The following is a 15,571-nucleotide window of genomic DNA, read 5'->3' on the forward strand; positions in this document are numbered from 1 at the left end:
CGAAAGATCAACACGCCCTAGTAATAAAGCCGCAATTCTTTGGTACGGATACAAAAAAGGTCAGCGACTTAGCTGACCTTTCACATCTATCCCAATTTTAGGGACGAAGCATTGAACTGACTAGATAACGCCAAGCTCTCTTAGACGTTCCATTAGGTATTCGTTTGCTGTGTACTTTTCAGATAGCACTACTTCTGGTTTCGGGTGAAGGAATAGAGGCAAAGAGATACGAGACTTCTCTTGGCGTTCACCTGATGGGTTGATTACACGGTGAGTTGTCGATGGGAAGTAACCACCAGATGCTTCTTGAAGCATGTCACCGATGTTGATGATCATGTTACCGAAGTCACATGGAACATCTAGCCACTCGTCATTTTGAGCTTTAACTTGAAGGCCCGGCTCGCTTGCAGCAGGAAGAACCGTCAGTAAGTTGATGTCTTCGTGTGCCGCAGCGCGGATTGCACCTGGCTCTTCATCACCTTGCATTGGTGGGTAGTGAAGAACACGAAGCAGAGTCTGTTCACTGCCGTTGATCATTTCTGATAACGCAATAGAGAATTTCTCTTGTACTTCTTTAGGAGCATGAGCTTCAACCCAACCTAGCAGCTCTTGAGCAAAAGCATTCGCACGTTGGTAGTAATCTAGAATCTGTTCTTTCAGCTGCTCAGGGATTTGACCCCATGGGTATACGTGAAAGTACTCTTTGATGTCTTTTACAGTGTGGCCCTTAGCAACTTCAGACACTGAAGGTGGAAAATATCCATCTTGTGTTTCAACATTAAAGTGGAAGTTCTCTTTTTCTTCAGAGATGAAGAATTGGTACCAGTTTTCGTAAATTGACTCAACAAGCTCTTTCGGGATTGGGTGGTTCTTAAGAACACCAAAACCAGTTTCACGTAGAGAGCGAACAAATTGTTCTGCTGCGTCGTCAGCAAGGTAATCGACAGTTTCCAGTTTCATGACTTTCTTTCTTGTTATGTAGTAATAGAGCGATTTTAAGGATCGCTTTGTTGTAAATCAAACTTTTGTGAAACTCTCGCAACCGTTTGTCTAGATACTGGGCGATAACGCCGGTTTTCAACAAATATGGTGATTAGAGCGCAATTGAACACTGTTCATTATTGTGTAACTATACATGAAACTAATACAGGATCTGATGATGACAATTACGCCACTTGCTCAAAATAGACCATTGCTGTCATTGACGACGCTGTATCTGACTGTGTTTCTATTTTCAGCGTTCGCTCCCTCTTCAAGAGCGGTGTGGATTGCCGAAATTGTCCCAGCGCTCGCGATATTGGTGGGTATTTGGTGGTTATCAACAAAGCTCACCTTCACTAAGACAGCTTACGTTTTGATGTTTATCTGGCTGATTTTGCATACGATAGGCGCAAAATATACCTTCGCGGAAGTGCCATTTGATTGGTTCAATAACATGATAGGTTCAGAACGGAATAACTTTGACCGTGTCGCGCATTTCTCAATTGGCCTTTATGCTTACCCACTCGCTGAGTACTTGATTCGTAAAAAACTGGCTCAACCGGTGCTTGCATGTTTCTTTGCGTTATTTGCGATCATGAGTGTGGCTGCAGGTTATGAAATTATCGAGTGGTGGTACGCGGAGATTGCAGGTGGTGATGAAGGTATCGCGTTCCTTGGCTCACAAGGTGATATTTGGGATGCACAGAAAGATATGCTGTGTGACACCACGGGCGCAATTGTCTCGCTATTACTTCTTAAGCTTCAATGGCGTGTCAGAGCTTACTGAGCTCAATGCTTTACTCTGAGTATCAAAAGCAATGTTGAAATGCCACACACAAACTGTGCTGTGGCATTTTTAGTTTCAACATTATTTTCTCGTTTATAATGATTGGTCGTTTCATCGTGACGGGTTATTTCATCGTTACCTTGCCACCAACAAACTTGTAGGCTGGCGTACCTCGAACCAAAGTGTCTCGCGCAAATTCAATCCCGCATTCAGGGCACACACATGGTTTTGTCGTGAAATCTTCAACGATACGCTCCTTAAAACATTTCACGAGTGCACCTTTGCCACCTTTCCGATACTTAAAAAGCTGCGTTTTGCATTTGGCACAGAAAATCTGAACCGTCTTGGTCGGTTGTTTCTTGTTTGGTTTAGCCATAGAAGTTAATGATTGAACTCTTTATTTCTTAAGTTTAGGTGCGACAAGAACCAAGCTTATCCCAAGAAGTATAACGGTTGATGAGACTATAAATTGCATAGTGACAGGTTCAGATAACAGTAATACACCACCAAGTGTCGCGATAACTGGAACAGAAAGCTGTGCAATAGACGCAACCACGGTATTCAGTTTTTTCACTACGTAATACCACAAACTATAACCGATACCAGAAGCCACAGAGCCCGATATAATCGCGTAAATCAAACCTTTCTCAGTGATAGACACTTGCGTTAACGCATTAGGTATCAAAACTAATAAGCTCAATGCCACAAGGATAACTAGCGAACTGAATCCAAAGTTAGCGGTGGTCGATTGCAGTGCGTTTGACGATTTCTTTCCTGCCAATGTGTAAATGCCCCACCCAATTCCGGCCAGAGACATCAAGATGATAGAAACTAAGTCGGGTGCCTGTGCCGATTCCGTTGGCATTAACAAGTAAACAAGCCCTGCCACAGATAACAAACACCCGCCCCACTCAATGAGCGACATTCTGTTTCCAGAAAACAGGTGCGCGGCAATCATCGTAAATTGCACTGCGACAAACAACACCAGAGCACCAAGACCTGCGCCGAGCTCTAAGTAAGCAAACGAGAAACCAAACATATACACGAGCAGTGACAGTATTGACGTGAATTGAAACTGTGATTTTAGCCTTGTGTATAGCGATGTGTTGTTTGTTAACACACGTCTAGCTTTAGATTGGGAAGACAAAGTTAATAAAATCAGAAGCGTAAGCGCACCAGATAAGATGCGAACGATCGAAAAGCTCAAAGGATCAATCGTTTGATCCATTAAGGCCCAGCGACACAAAACTGAATTAGCAGCAAATGCCACCAGCGTAATAAATGTAACCATCAGAGTTTGCATCGTTTTTTCCTAAATGAGTTATTTGGTCCTAACTGAGTTTTCTTGGATTTCAATCAACGTCAGGCTTCACCCAAACTTGGCTAAAGTCGAACCAACCTAATGCATTACATTTCGCGTTTTGCAACGTACCACATTGATCTTTATTAACGCCTAACCAGCAATGGAACATCGGGATCAATTGATTGCTTTGGACCAGTTGTTTACCTAACTGTCGTGCTGGGAATTGCTCGAATTCACCAGAACGCCAACGGTCAATCATGTGACACCATTGGTCGAAGTCCTCTGCCGGGCTAGATTCATCAAGAAAACTGTAGTCCATTAACCAGCCAGCCAAGGCGTCGTCTCTGTTATTGGCGATGCCCATAGGGTTAATCCAAACATCAACATCATCGGCGTGCGGAGGATCGGTTTCGTAACCGTAAAGATCAACATCGACGTTGTATTGCTTCAGCACCGTGACAATCGCCTTTGCAAGCGTTGGGAACATTGGGTGTTGGCATTGATACGCTAATCTTATGGTAGGCTTCGAATCTGCTGGTGGACAAACGGGCACTTTTAACTTTATGTCATACCAACCGGGTTTTATCCCATAAGCGTGTAACACGCCCAAATCGATAACAGTCTCTTTGGGAATATGAACAAACAGATCCGCCGCATTCAACGCGTTAGATAAAAACTGTGCCCATGCGGGATCTTGTGCAATACCCTTCTTTCTATTGAGCAGTAAATACGTGCAACCAGGATCGAGTTCTACTTCATCGCTATCGCCACGGTCGGCCATAACAGGCTTAGATAGGCTTGGGTAAACCATTGAAGAATAAGCCTCATCCACCACCCAAACTTCAACGCGATCAATTAACGGTCTGAAACCAAAGTACCCATTGAAAGCGGTTAACACGAGTTGTTTCTCGTCGTTCTTTTCAATGCGATAAGGTCCCGTTCCAATCGGTCGAATATCGTAGTCTTCACCACGTAAAGTGATCGGTAATGTGACTTTAGCGACCGATTCCGTTAGTGCGAGGGGAAAATACTTGTCTGGACGTGTGAGAAAAACATCTACTACACAATTTGCAGGTGAAGAGACATCTTTGATATGCGAAAACATGTTGAGAGGTTCGAGTGCAAGCAGTGTATCCACAACATGATTGGTTAACAGAGGTTCCCCGTTATGGAAACGAACACCGGGTCTCAAGAAGAATCGCCATTGGTAATCGCTGATTTTTTGCCATGAATGAGCAAGATCGGGTTGAAGTTGGTCATTCTCATCTAGACGAGTCAACCCACTGAATACCTGACAAGCGATATGTTGCTCTGAACGACGCATCGATTTGGTTGGGTTAAGCATTGAAAGCGGCCGGTAATAAGGCAAACGAATAACTTGTTCGCCTTCTTGATACTGTACGCCCAAGTAGTTTTGAATAACTTGCGTGAGTTTGGCAGCATTGTGATCAAGCACTGACAGCGCCTGTCCAATTTTTCCTTCCTGCAAGTAGCGTCTTGCTAAGTTCTCGCTGACATCACAACGATTCTGTTTAAAGATAAGTTGAGATAACTTCCCTCGACCAGCTGCAGGTAACCATTCTACCCACCCTTCTTCTTCAAGCTTGTTGAGTACCATTCGGGCATTACGACGGGTACAACAAAGCACATCCGTGATGTCGTCGAGTTGAACATCAGAATCTTTACCATCGAAGTATTCAAACAGGGTTTCAAATTGAACGCGAAGTCTTGGGCTGCTCATAAAGAGGAAAACTTATTCAAAGGACATTGAATTCAGTTTCCCTATTTTATGGCGTAAAATCAATATTACTGACACAATTTTATTGTGAATTATGAGTACGACATCCTAAGATGTTATTCAATCTTAAGGGTTAAGTGCCTTTACCGTAAAGGATTACATTACATCGCAGCCAATTTCATTAGCGATTTCACGGAGCTGCTGTTCATCGTCTAATTTTATCGACCATTTACACTCAGAACCGTTAGCTGAAATAACATTTGCCCCTTTTCCGATCAATTGAATTGCATCAACTTGGGCTTGCAGCGTGACTCTATGCTCCCCATCTAAACGAACAACCAATTCATGTGCGGTTGCGATGACTTTTCCACTTTTAAACGTTATGACCATGGGCTTCTCGGGTTACTTCTTTAAATACTGATTGCTTGTTCTAAGTACTGATTACTTCTTCTAAAGACAAAACCAGCGTACGACTGCCTAGTCTGTTATCGCTTATGTTTCTTAACGGCAATGGTTAAACGGCTGGTACAAACTAAGCGTTGACGATCATCAGTGATATTGATCTGCCATACTTGAGTAGAGACGCCCAAGTGAATAGGCTCAGCAGTACCAATGACATGCCCTTCACGCATTGACCTTACGTGGTTCGCATTGATATCGAGCCCAACGCAATAATAGCCTTCTGGTACGCAGAAGTTTGCAGCCAATGAGCCAAGCGTTTCTGCTAGCACAACCGATGCGCCGCCATGAAGCATACCCAGTGGTTGGTGCGTAAAATGACAAACCGGCATGGTTGCCACCAAAGAGTTGTCATTTACTTCGGTGTAAACAATGTTGAGGTGTTCAATTAAGGTATTTTTTGAGGTCGCGTTGAAGGTATCTAGGTCAACGGGCTTTTTCCAAATACTCATGTGGGTTCCTTAATTATTGATCTTGTTATCGCGTGCATAGCTTTTTCTATATTACTGGCTGTTAGTTATCTTTCAGCCCTTAGTTATTACGCAAGTTGATGTTAACATGCATAAAAACTGAATACACAGAGGATATTGTATGACGTCATGGATGAAGTTTGCCTCGCTTCTCACACTAGCAGGCCTAACCGCGTGTAGCGCTTCTCCGACAGGCAGAAACCAATTGCTGCTTTTTTCAGATAAAGACATGTCTCAGCTTGGAGCACAGTCTTTTGAACAAATGAAAAAAGAACAACCCATCAGCAAAGATGCCAAAACTAACGCTTATGTTCAGTGCGTAGCGAACAGCATCACTCAATATATTCCTAAACAAGGTTTTAGTGAATGGGAAGTTGTTGTGTTTGATAGTGATCAAGTGAACGCATTCGCCCTACCTGGCGGAAAAATCGGTGTATACACAGGGTTACTCAAGGTTGCAGTCAATCAAGACCAACTCGCGACGGTTATCGGTCACGAAGTGGCACACGTTCTTGCAGACCACAGTAATGAGCGCCTGTCTCAGTCTCAAATCGCTAATACTGGCTTGTCTATTACTAATGTCGCGTTAGGTGCATCAGAGTACAAACAATATCAAGGTATGACGATGGCCGCGTTAGGATTAGGCGTTCAATATGGCGTTATTCTACCGTATGGGCGAACTCAAGAGTCTGAAGCCGATGTTGTTGGTTTAGAGTATATGGCTCAAGCAGGTTTCGATCCAAACCAAAGTGTCAACTTGTGGCAAAACATGGCGAAAGCATCAGGGGGTAATCAACCGCCAGAGTTGCTTTCTACGCACCCTTCCCACAGTACGCGTATTAAAGATCTACAAGCAACGATAAAAACGCTTCCTCAATCAGGTTCACCAAGACCAAATTGCAAAGCGTAATCTAAGTAAGAATCGCCTAGCTGGTGTAAATACAAAAATGCCCTATCCATATTGGTTAGGGCATTTTCAGTTTCTTGCTTGCTAACAGTTCAAGTGCACTAAGCAGCTGGATAATTCCAACAACAGAAACTCACTCGTTAAGTACCAAGAATTTGTAATGGTAGGCTTAATAGCTGATCACCAGTAGATGCAAAATACCAGATAACACCAATCAAACTGCTCACTAAACCTACATACCAAACGAACGACACGACTTGCCCGTATTTGTCTAACGGTAACAAGTGACTGTGATGACGTCCTTTCCATTCAAACAGTATTTCAACACTGCCCATGATCAATAAGAAACCAAACAGGGTTAAATTCAACTGATAACTCAATACCACACCAGCAACGGCAGCCGCGACACAAAGTACAATGCCAAGCACACTGTTCATCGAGAAACTGATACTTTTAAGAACATGTCCGCCATCGAGAGGCAAAATCGGCAATAGATTGAACAGGTTTAATAGAGCATTAAATACTGCAAGGCCGGCAAAGAACATTTCGCCAGTCGCCCAATACAGCACCATAAATACTAACGACAATATCAGGCCGAACAATGGCCCCATGATTGAGATAACCACATCTTGCCAACGCGTATTAATCTTTTCATCGGATAACGCCAAGCCACCAAGAAATGGTATCAAATAGATCCCTTTGGTTTTCATGCCGAAGTATTTCATCGCTCTAATATGACCGTACTCATGGAACATTAAACAGGCGATTAAGGCCAAAGCGAACTGAATTGAAAACAACCATGAATAGGCCGCTAAACTCGCAGAAGCTAGTACGACCTTGATTAGCTTGGCGCTTTTAAGCGCTTTCATACCAAGCGACACCAACCCAATTAAGCTAAAACGCTTCTCTGGTTTAGGAGCGACAACAGGAGTTTGTTGTTCAATATCTTTGGTGTTTCGATTGCCTTCGGTAATGGTTTGCCCATTCACCGACGCTTTATACGTCATCTCAAACGGTTGCCACTGAACGGTCGATTCAACGTGACACTGCAACGTTTCTTCGCCAGCGCGTAGTGTAAATTCGTGTTTTCGGGCGTCTTCTTGGTCTGTGGTCGCATCTAATTGAGATACCAAAGTGTTATCCCAATACAACTGTTGCCACCCTGCCATTGATCCTTCTAAACGAAGCGGTTTTCCAAGAAACTCTATCGCGAGTAATTCCAAACTTAAAATTCCAATTTAATGACTTCTAACGAGTGTCGATATTATGCCGATTTAGCGAATGGTGGTAAACAGAAACAAAGTTGTTACATATTGAGCTATTGAACACTATTTATACCGCAACGATGCATAAACACTCTGGTCACACCTCCAACCACGAATAAATTATTGATTATACTTATATTATCGATGTTAAAGTGCCGCCCCTTTAAAACATAACCTCACAAAATAACAACTCTTTCTTTGACTTTATATAAAACATGAATTTAACATGCTATTTACATTAGAGCTTCAACACCAAAAATGCTCAGTGTGTTTTCAAACCATAATAACGAAATTCGATGCCCTAGGAGGGTCAAGGATGAAAACAATACAACGCTCTCTCGTTTCACTTTCAGTACTATTTGCATGTAACTCACTTGCGGCTGGTTTCCAAGTTGCTGAGCATTCTGCCTCAGGTCTTGGTCGTGCCTTTTCAGGTGAAGGTGCAGTAGCTGATAACGCGAGTGTACTAGCGAGAAACCCCGCCGCAATGACCCTATTTGATACAGCCCAATTTTCAGGCGCGGTTTCTATCGTTGATCCCGAGGTAGACGTTACTCAAACCAAAATCAATGACAACGACTTCAACCAAAAATCATCAGATGTAGCTCCTTTACAAATTGTCCCTGCTGCTTATTACATTAGTCCTATCAACGACAAATGGGCTTGGGGAATTGGCATGTTCACGACTTACGGAGTAGCCACTGATTACCCAGATGATATTTATGCTGGTGATTTGGCAGGTGACACATCACTAATTTCAGTCAACTTAAATCCAAATATCGCGTACAGAGTTAACGATAGTTTTAGTGTTGGAGCTGGAGTTAACTTTGTTTATGCAGAGGCCGAGCTCAACAGACACAAAGGCAGCCTTCCTGTTGGTGGCTCACCAAGTGACAAACTAATCTCGATGACTGGTGAGACTTTTGCTTTTGGTTGGAATGTAGGTGCGTTATATGAACTGAACGAGTACAACCGTTTTGGGTTTGGTTACCGCTCATCCGTTGAACTCGACTTTGATGACGGTGAGTTCACTGATTACACAGGTCTAAAAATGGAAAACGGCGCTCCTGGTAAAACCACAGGGCGTCTAGAAATTGAACTGCCCGATATCTTCGAATTATCTGCTTTTCATCAACTTAACGATGCTTGGGCAATACACTATGGTTGGCAGTTAACTAAGTGGAGTAAGTTCAAAGAGTTAAAAGCCACTAGTTCAGATTGTAAAAACAATGAATGTTTCTTAAAAACCGAACATTACGAAGACAATCAGAGATGGTCTGTAGGTGGAACTTACATGGTTAATCAAAATTGGACGGTACGAGCGGGCCTAGCGTATGACGAGCAAGCTGGTGAAGCGACATTAAGCATCCCAGACAGCGATCGTATGTGGTATTCAGCAGGTCTCACCTACGCTATTTCAGAGAATATGACTGTCGATGCTGCATTTGCACTCGTACAAAGTGAAAGCGGTTCGTTTACCGAAACTGATGCGGCAGGACAAAAGCTTACATTTGATGCTGAAGGCGTTGCTTACCTTTCAGCGATACAACTTAACTACATCTTCAACTAACCGTACGGGAATAATTACATGAACAACAAATTTTCTTTATCTCTCGTATGCTCAGCATTACTACTTGCGGGCTGTGGCGACAATAGTGAAAGCTCTGGTGATTCAACAGCGGCACCTTATTCAGATGCAATCAACCAATCATTAGCTAGAAGTTCAAAAATTAGCTTCACTCTTCTAGGTAATGAAGCGGATGTTCCTCTTCCTTCGTTTTTCTTGTTCGATACCAACGATCACACTCTAAATATTCCGTTAGATGTAAATTCAACGGGGCTCTTGAATGATCCAAAAGTAGCCATGGGGGAAGCTGATGGTTGGAGTACTATCATGCCGTTCACTATCAATGTGAATCTTCCAAGTGATAGGACGCTGAAGAATGATGTCGTGATGATGGGTACGACACCGTTTAGCGCGCACCTAAATGCCGGTGTAAAAGTTGCTAAAGTGGATGTTGACCTGAGCACTGGTGTAATGTCTAACTTTACTGCGCTAACTGCTGGAGTTGACTACTTAGTGGCATCTAGTGATTTTAAGACCATACAAGTGTTGCCTCTTAAAGGTTTAGATCCTAGCTCTGACTACATCTATGCATTAACTGACTCAATTGTTGATAGCGCAGATGAACCACTTGGAACATCAAGCTCTTACGCATCTTTAAAAACGACAGATATTGACCAAGCAGGCTCGCTCGATTTACCACAGAAAATCATCCATCAAATTGAAGCGTTGTTCGCTGGCTATGGTTCTGTATCAAGCTCAGATGAAATCATATACTCATCTTGGTTTACTACTGCGTCGGCAGGTAACGTTATGAACGGGACCAAAGCTGCAATTGCACAAACAGTTAGCCCCGCAGTTACCCCGTCTGATATATGGAAGAACCTAGCGAATCCAAATAGTATTTCGGAAGCTGATCTTGATAATCTGTATACATTTACAGTTGATGGAACGAAACAGGATTTTGCTACAGCTGTACAAGCTGACGCGATGTTTAAGAGTGCATTTGGTGACGATGGCGCAACACAATTAGCTGCGGGTTATAACACTAACTTTTCAACACCAGCAGCAGTTTCTATTCAAGTGTATCGAGGAACAGTTGAATTACCGTACTTCCTGTCAGATTCGTTAACTAACAATGCGTGGAAAACAACGCCTTGGCGCAGTGCGATGCCTAGTGTTTTAACTATCTTGAATGTACTCAGCTCAGGAAGTGACTCGGACAAAACAGCTATTGCTACACAGCTGGCAGGTTTAGGGATCACAGAGCCTGCTACTCAACTCTATCAAGCAGAGTACCAACAATTACTCATTGGAGAAAAGTTAACTCTTGCAAGCGGAGAGCAATTGGATAGCGCTAGAGTTATGACGAAATACAGCGCTGTACCGCAAATTCGAGCAGCAAAGTCAGTGCCGTTCGTTATGTTTGTACCTGAAGGAGCAGCTATCGACAGCAGTTTACCAATTTTACAGTACCAACACGGTATCACTAGCATCAAAGAGAGTGCTTATGCTTTTGCGATGCAGCATATTGGCGGCGCACTTACTGGATCTGCACCATACAAACCCTATGCAATTATTGCTATCGACCAACCACTTCACGGTCAACGCGCACTAAGTGCAGATATTGTTACGACACCAACAACACCTACTGTATACATGAATCTTGAGTATTTACCTGTTGCACGAGATAACATCCGTCAGAGCGCCATTGATGGTCTTGGAGTTCGTTTTGCGTTAAATTCTGCTACTGATGCAGCATTTAGTAGCCTCGACAAAACGAATGTGTCTCTATTTGGGCATTCTATCGGGGCGATTACAGGTATTAGCTCTTATACCGTTGGTAACAGTTCGTTGAACCCTGCTATTGATTCTATGTTTAGTTATACAAGTGCAACACTTGCTAACCCAGGTGGTGGCATTGCCCCTTTCTTGCTTAAGTCAGGCTCGTTTTCTCCTGAGATTAAGCACACCGTGAGCCTATCAAGTGTAACCGAGTACCAAGCACATTATGTAAGTAACTGTGTGCCAGTCAGTAAGTCAGGTGGTGATTGCTTTAATGAATACTACACAGCCCTAAGTAATGATAGTGCTTCAGCCTCAGACAAAGCAGTCAAAGCGACAATCGACTCGATCCTTACTTCATTCACTTATGCTGCGCAAACAGTTCTAGATAACGTTGACCCATATAATATTGCATCTACAACTACGGGACCTGTGCTTGGTATTCAAGCGAATGGTGACGAAACGATACCAAACTCGGTCGCTGAGTTTCCAACAGCAGGTACCGAACCCCTGTTTAAAAAGTTATCCTTGGTTAATACTGCACTGGACTCTTCGGGAGACAAGCTGGCTTCGTATTTTGACAAAGCATCTTCAGAAGCAGACCACTCCACTGTAATTTCTCAGCAAAATGCTGGTGATGCAGCAGCCAACGCAGAAATGACCTCACAAATTGTACAATTTACCTTGTCGCAAGGTACTGGCATTGCAAGCGTAACCGCTGGCTTGTTAGATGCGAGTAAGTAAGCGCATGAGCAAAATTTAATTTAACCAAATGCCAGCCTAACCGCTGGCATTTTTGTATCTGTCGTTCGAACAAGTCCCCTAGTTGACCGTTTGCATAAAACTTTAAAACACAAATGGTTGATCTCAGCTAAAATTAATCAAGACAGAATACCGTACGACCTCTTTCTTTATTGTAAATAAAGTGGATAATAGCCCCGTAATTTAATACCTAATAAATGTGAGTCCATTATGTCTTCTGAAGCTACTATGCTAGAACGCTGCCAATCTAAATGTGAACTATGTGGTTCTGATTCTTCTCTTACTGCATACGCAGTGCCGCCACACAGCCACGTAACAGTGGATCACGGCATCATGGTATGTGACAAATGTCTTGGTGAGATTGACGATCCTAAAGATATCAACCACTGGCGTTGTCTGACTGACAGCATGTGGAGCCAGGAAGCGCCAGTTCAAGTAACGGCATGGCGTCAACTTACTCGTCTGAACACAGAAAGCTGGGCTCAGGACGCGCTAGACATGATGTACCTTGAAGAAGAAACATCAGTTTGGGCACAAATCGGCATGTCTGCTGATGACAAGCCTCTTGATGTGAATGGCGTTGAACTTAAGAAAGGTGACGACGTAACAGTAATCAAAGACCTGCCAATCAAAGGTACTAACCAAGTGATTAAGCAAGGTACTGTTATTCGTGGTATCAGCGTTGGTGACGATCCTAAGCTTGTTTCTGGTAAAACAAACGGCGGTCAATCAATGTACGTAATCGCTGAGTTCTGCCGTAAGAAGTAATCTTACTGTAAGAAAGTGATAGAAAACGAAAAGGCGCTAATTAGCGCCTTTTTTCTTGGAAAAATTTAACCTATTCCGTTGTTCTAGAAACCACTGCCTACGTTAAAGTAGATAGCGCGTTCTTCATGGCTTTGCGCATAATCCATCCCAAGGTGCAAACCGTAACGTCTCGCGATTTGGTATCGAAAGCCGACACCTCCGGCATTGACGGTACTGTCGTGGCTTATGCCGTTATCTTGCTTTGCAACCCCTGAACCGTAAAACCCAGACACCTTCCAACGATGAGTGATGCTATACGTCAATTGGCCTTGAATTGTTTCAATCTCATCTCCTTGGTACCGATAAGATGACACCCCGCGTAACGACACGTACGGTTTCGCTGTGGGTGATACAAACAGGTCTTGCTGTTCGAAGCTTTGATAATTTGCAGCCAAGCCTAACGTCCATTTATTGGCAATTGGGATATAGGCTTCGCCATCTATGTTCAAATTTCGGTAATTGTAATCACTGCCAATCGCATCGTCGTACACCATGTAATCTGCAGACAATTTGTAACCTTTGGTTGGATAAAATAAATTATCTCTTGTGTCATATTCAGCCTCCAACCCTAAACCAGAAGTAACCGATTCGTTACCCAAAATTCGGTCTAAAACCATGTTATCAAATTCAATCTCAGACTTAGCTAATAACTGCTTTATTCCCAACATCCAAGGCGTATGCCCAATCCGGAACTGCACCTTTTGTGAAAGTACGGCTACCGAAGTTGACGTGCCTATTCTAAGGTCATGATCTATGGGGCCCCAGTTGATTGATGTGTACAAATCCAAATTCGCAACACCAAAGCCGCCGCCTCCTGTGTAACGAATGGAATCATTCATCCAAGATCGTCTATGGCCACCAAATACAAACCAAGTTTCGTTCTCTGTCCCTACTGCTCCCACTACTGACATTGCTGAGGGTACTAACTGCGCACCACCATCTATGGCAGAAAGAGCAGCTTGCTTTCTTTGTCGCTTTTCCTCATCCGTCTCATGTAAAAACAAACCAGCCACACCGCCGCCGTACCCCACCGCAGGCTCGGTAATCAAAATTGGGATAGGCAAAAAGCCATATGCGTTTTCCGCAAGGTGATGCCCCATATCAAATTGACCATCAACAGGATCATAAAACGATGCGAAAGAAGATGTTGTAAATAAAAAGCAGGAAAGAAGAACAATGCCGCCGCAGCGAGTCATAAAATTTGCCTCATAAAAAAGACCGGGTGACGAAACCCGGCCGAAAGTTTGCTTCCTTGCAATAAACATAGAAATTAAACACTTATTGCCAATAAAGGGGGTCCTTAATCGACGGGCATAGAATAGGCCAAATAATGGTGTTGCCCTACTCCTATATAGAGGATGTCGCCCTACAAAATTAAAGAGCTTTCGAGATGACAGAAACGCAAAAGGCTCATATAAATGAGCCTCTATTAATAAGTTACCTACATTCTTCTTTTGCTAATATTGACTCAATACTCGATCAACATGTTCTTGTATAACAGATAAAACCGATAATTTTACATCCTTCACTTGCTTAGAATGATTGCACCAAAGCGCAAAACCGAATTTGAATCCTTGGCGCATTTCAGACGACTGTATAGGTTCAATGTCGTAATGGGAAAATTCAGAATGAGCAAACGTTTTTGGTAACAGTGCCCACCCTAAACCGGCTTCAACCATTTTAATAACTAACGCCAATTGATCGACTTCTTCGTTATCGGAGCTCATGGTTACTTTTTCTGACATTCCCTCTTCAATAAACGATCTCAAGATAAACTGCTTTGAATTTCTTAACGCTAAAAGTACATCCTCTTGCGCCAAAGATGAGAACTCACCATTTTTTTGAACGAATGGGAAAAACTCAATGTGACCTAGAAAAGTCGCATCAAAGCTGTGTATACCCCGGCTGTCATGCACATTGACTAATCCAAAGTGGTACTCGCCACTTTGAAGGCCCTTCTTAATATCCTTTTTGTTTCGGATTAAAAAGTTCACTCGCATCATCGGGAAATCACGACGCAGTTTCTTTCGAATATCCAAAAGCATTTGATGAGGTATCACACCAGAATAAGCAAAGGTGATGTTTTCCAACCCGCCATAAGAGAGGCTCAATGCTACCTTATCGAAGGTACGAGCTTGTTCAATGGTTTGTTTAGCGTAATGGTAAAGAAGATGCCCGTCTTCTGTCGGCTTTACAGAGCGCCCAACCCTTTCAAATAGGCTTACCGCGAGTTGGTCTTCAAGGTTAGTAATAACCTGCCCGATTGTCGTTCTGTGTTTATTGAGTTTAACGGCGGCTTTGCTGAAAGAGAGTTGGTCATAAACGGTAACGAACGCGAGAAGTTGTTCAATGCTGAAATTCATTTTGTTGTGCTTACTTTTAATCGTTATGTATTTAAATTATCACAGGTTGGCGAAATATCTACTTTGTCAGAATAATATTAGTGAAAATAATTCCTCAATTTGAAACAAAAAAACCTACTTAAGCTAGTAGGTTTTATCATTGATGTCAAACGAATAACTTAAATGTATTCGATAACTCGAGCTAGATAGTTAAAGTCCCCAGAATCACCGTGGCATACAAGCCTTACCATAACCAGTTGAGGAAAAATGAGTTTCCTAATTTCATGCGGCAACTTGTTATGCGAGCAATAGCTCAATTTGCTCGCCAGCAGAATGTCGGTCTACCAAATAAGCTCGACACCTTTGATGATGTACTGCTTTAAGATGGCAGCTCTTTCCAC

At 42.9% G+C, this 15,571-nt stretch carries 14 protein-coding genes and 1 pseudogene; 6 read left to right on the plus strand and 9 right to left on the minus strand.

What is annotated here, in order from left to right; genetic code table 11:
* Positions 1-120 precede the first annotated feature (120 nt).
* Complete coding sequence (locus tag AB4375_RS19810) at positions 121-960, minus strand: isopenicillin N synthase family oxygenase (protein ID WP_017060073.1); 840 nt, start codon at positions 958-960, stop codon at positions 121-123.
* 199 nt (positions 961-1,159) lie between these two features.
* On the opposite strand from AB4375_RS19810, the gene AB4375_RS19815 reads away from it, so the two are divergent.
* Positions 1,160-1,768 (plus strand): DUF2238 domain-containing protein, encoded by a 609-nt coding sequence (locus AB4375_RS19815; RefSeq protein ID WP_065584967.1) that lies wholly within the window; start codon positions 1,160-1,162, stop codon positions 1,766-1,768.
* Between the two features lie 124 nt (positions 1,769-1,892).
* On the opposite strand, the gene AB4375_RS19820 is transcribed toward AB4375_RS19815, so the two are convergent.
* The 5 genes from AB4375_RS19820 to AB4375_RS19840 form a co-directional block, all read right to left on the minus strand.
* A complete protein-coding gene (locus AB4375_RS19820; RefSeq protein ID WP_017060071.1) occupies positions 1,893-2,144 on the minus strand; it encodes a hypothetical protein in 252 nt (83 codons plus the stop codon).
* 21 nt (positions 2,145-2,165) lie between these two features.
* Positions 2,166-3,071 carry a DMT family transporter gene (locus AB4375_RS19825; RefSeq protein ID WP_372052382.1) on the minus strand — a complete coding sequence of 302 codons (906 nt, stop codon included), beginning with the start codon at positions 3,069-3,071 and terminating at the stop codon, positions 2,166-2,168.
* Positions 3,072-3,120: 49 nt separating this feature from the next.
* Positions 3,121-4,812, minus strand: a complete 1,692-nt coding sequence (locus tag AB4375_RS19830; RefSeq protein WP_017069657.1) for an SgrR family transcriptional regulator — start codon at positions 4,810-4,812, stop codon at positions 3,121-3,123.
* Between the two features lie 153 nt (positions 4,813-4,965).
* Complete coding sequence (locus AB4375_RS19835; protein ID WP_017064605.1) at positions 4,966-5,199, minus strand: DUF3389 domain-containing protein; 234 nt, start codon at positions 5,197-5,199, stop codon at positions 4,966-4,968.
* A gap of 95 nt (positions 5,200-5,294) precedes the next feature.
* Positions 5,295-5,720 carry a hotdog fold thioesterase gene (locus tag AB4375_RS19840; protein WP_017060067.1) on the minus strand — a complete coding sequence of 142 codons (426 nt, stop codon included), beginning with the start codon at positions 5,718-5,720 and terminating at the stop codon, positions 5,295-5,297.
* A 139-nt stretch (positions 5,721-5,859) separates the two neighbouring features.
* Between AB4375_RS19840 and AB4375_RS19845 the strand changes: the two genes are divergently transcribed.
* Positions 5,860-6,648 (plus strand): M48 family metallopeptidase, encoded by a 789-nt coding sequence (locus AB4375_RS19845; protein WP_017060066.1) that lies wholly within the window; start codon positions 5,860-5,862, stop codon positions 6,646-6,648.
* 137 nt (positions 6,649-6,785) lie between these two features.
* Here the strand turns inward: AB4375_RS19845 and AB4375_RS19850 are convergent, their stop codons facing one another.
* Complete coding sequence (locus AB4375_RS19850) at positions 6,786-7,868, minus strand: site-2 protease family protein (protein WP_017060065.1); 1,083 nt, start codon at positions 7,866-7,868, stop codon at positions 6,786-6,788.
* Positions 7,869-8,226: 358 nt separating this feature from the next.
* Here AB4375_RS19850 and AB4375_RS19855 point away from each other — a divergent pair, with 358 nt between their 5' ends.
* The 3 genes from AB4375_RS19855 to AB4375_RS19865 all read left to right on the plus strand — a co-directional run bounded on the left by AB4375_RS19855 (position 8,227) and on the right by AB4375_RS19865 (position 12,789).
* Positions 8,227-9,480, plus strand: coding sequence for an outer membrane protein transport protein (locus tag AB4375_RS19855; protein ID WP_017060064.1), 1,254 nt, complete (start codon positions 8,227-8,229; stop codon positions 9,478-9,480).
* An 18-nt stretch (positions 9,481-9,498) separates the two neighbouring features.
* Entirely contained in the window at positions 9,499-12,003 is a 2,505-nt protein-coding gene (locus AB4375_RS19860; RefSeq protein WP_372052384.1) for a VolA/Pla-1 family phospholipase, read from the plus strand.
* 228 nt (positions 12,004-12,231) lie between these two features.
* Entirely contained in the window at positions 12,232-12,789 is a 558-nt protein-coding gene (locus AB4375_RS19865) for a PhnA domain-containing protein (protein ID WP_017060062.1), read from the plus strand.
* Positions 12,790-12,872: 83 nt separating this feature from the next.
* Here the strand turns inward: AB4375_RS19865 and AB4375_RS19870 are convergent, their stop codons facing one another.
* A complete protein-coding gene (locus AB4375_RS19870; RefSeq protein WP_017069662.1) occupies positions 12,873-14,024 on the minus strand; it encodes a BamA/TamA family outer membrane protein in 1,152 nt (383 codons plus the stop codon).
* A 261-nt stretch (positions 14,025-14,285) separates the two neighbouring features.
* Positions 14,286-15,191: a LysR family transcriptional regulator gene (locus AB4375_RS19875; RefSeq protein WP_017069663.1), complete on the minus strand. Its 906-nt coding sequence runs from the start codon at positions 15,189-15,191 to the stop codon at positions 14,286-14,288.
* Between the two features lie 197 nt (positions 15,192-15,388).
* On the opposite strand from AB4375_RS19875, the pseudogene AB4375_RS19880 reads away from it, so the two are divergent.
* Positions 15,389-15,550 (plus strand): annotated as a pseudogene (locus AB4375_RS19880) (IS4 family transposase); the annotation flags it as partial.
* Positions 15,551-15,571 lie beyond the last annotated feature (21 nt).

This window comes from Vibrio sp. 10N.261.51.C6, assembly GCF_041471785.1.
In the GTDB taxonomy this organism is placed as follows: domain Bacteria; phylum Pseudomonadota; class Gammaproteobacteria; order Enterobacterales; family Vibrionaceae; genus Vibrio; species Vibrio crassostreae_C.

Coding starts and splice junctions, on each gene's coding strand:
- AB4375_RS19810 (WP_017060073.1), bottom strand. CDS start 960: ATGAAACTGGAAACTGTCGATTACCTTGCTGACGACGCAGCAGAACAA.
- AB4375_RS19815 (WP_065584967.1), top strand. CDS start 1,160: ATGACAATTACGCCACTTGCTCAAAATAGACCATTGCTGTCATTGACG.
- AB4375_RS19820 (WP_017060071.1), bottom strand. CDS start 2,144: ATGGCTAAACCAAACAAGAAACAACCGACCAAGACGGTTCAGATTTTC.
- AB4375_RS19825 (WP_372052382.1), bottom strand. CDS start 3,071: ATGCAAACTCTGATGGTTACATTTATTACGCTGGTGGCATTTGCTGCT.
- AB4375_RS19830 (WP_017069657.1), bottom strand. CDS start 4,812: ATGAGCAGCCCAAGACTTCGCGTTCAATTTGAAACCCTGTTTGAATAC.
- AB4375_RS19835 (WP_017064605.1), bottom strand. CDS start 5,199: ATGGTCATAACGTTTAAAAGTGGAAAAGTCATCGCAACCGCACATGAA.
- AB4375_RS19840 (WP_017060067.1), bottom strand. CDS start 5,720: ATGAGTATTTGGAAAAAGCCCGTTGACCTAGATACCTTCAACGCGACC.
- AB4375_RS19845 (WP_017060066.1), top strand. CDS start 5,860: ATGACGTCATGGATGAAGTTTGCCTCGCTTCTCACACTAGCAGGCCTA.
- AB4375_RS19855 (WP_017060064.1), top strand. CDS start 8,227: ATGAAAACAATACAACGCTCTCTCGTTTCACTTTCAGTACTATTTGCA.
- AB4375_RS19860 (WP_372052384.1), top strand. CDS start 9,499: ATGAACAACAAATTTTCTTTATCTCTCGTATGCTCAGCATTACTACTT.
- AB4375_RS19865 (WP_017060062.1), top strand. CDS start 12,232: ATGTCTTCTGAAGCTACTATGCTAGAACGCTGCCAATCTAAATGTGAA.
- AB4375_RS19870 (WP_017069662.1), bottom strand. CDS start 14,024: ATGACTCGCTGCGGCGGCATTGTTCTTCTTTCCTGCTTTTTATTTACA.
- AB4375_RS19875 (WP_017069663.1), bottom strand. CDS start 15,191: ATGAATTTCAGCATTGAACAACTTCTCGCGTTCGTTACCGTTTATGAC.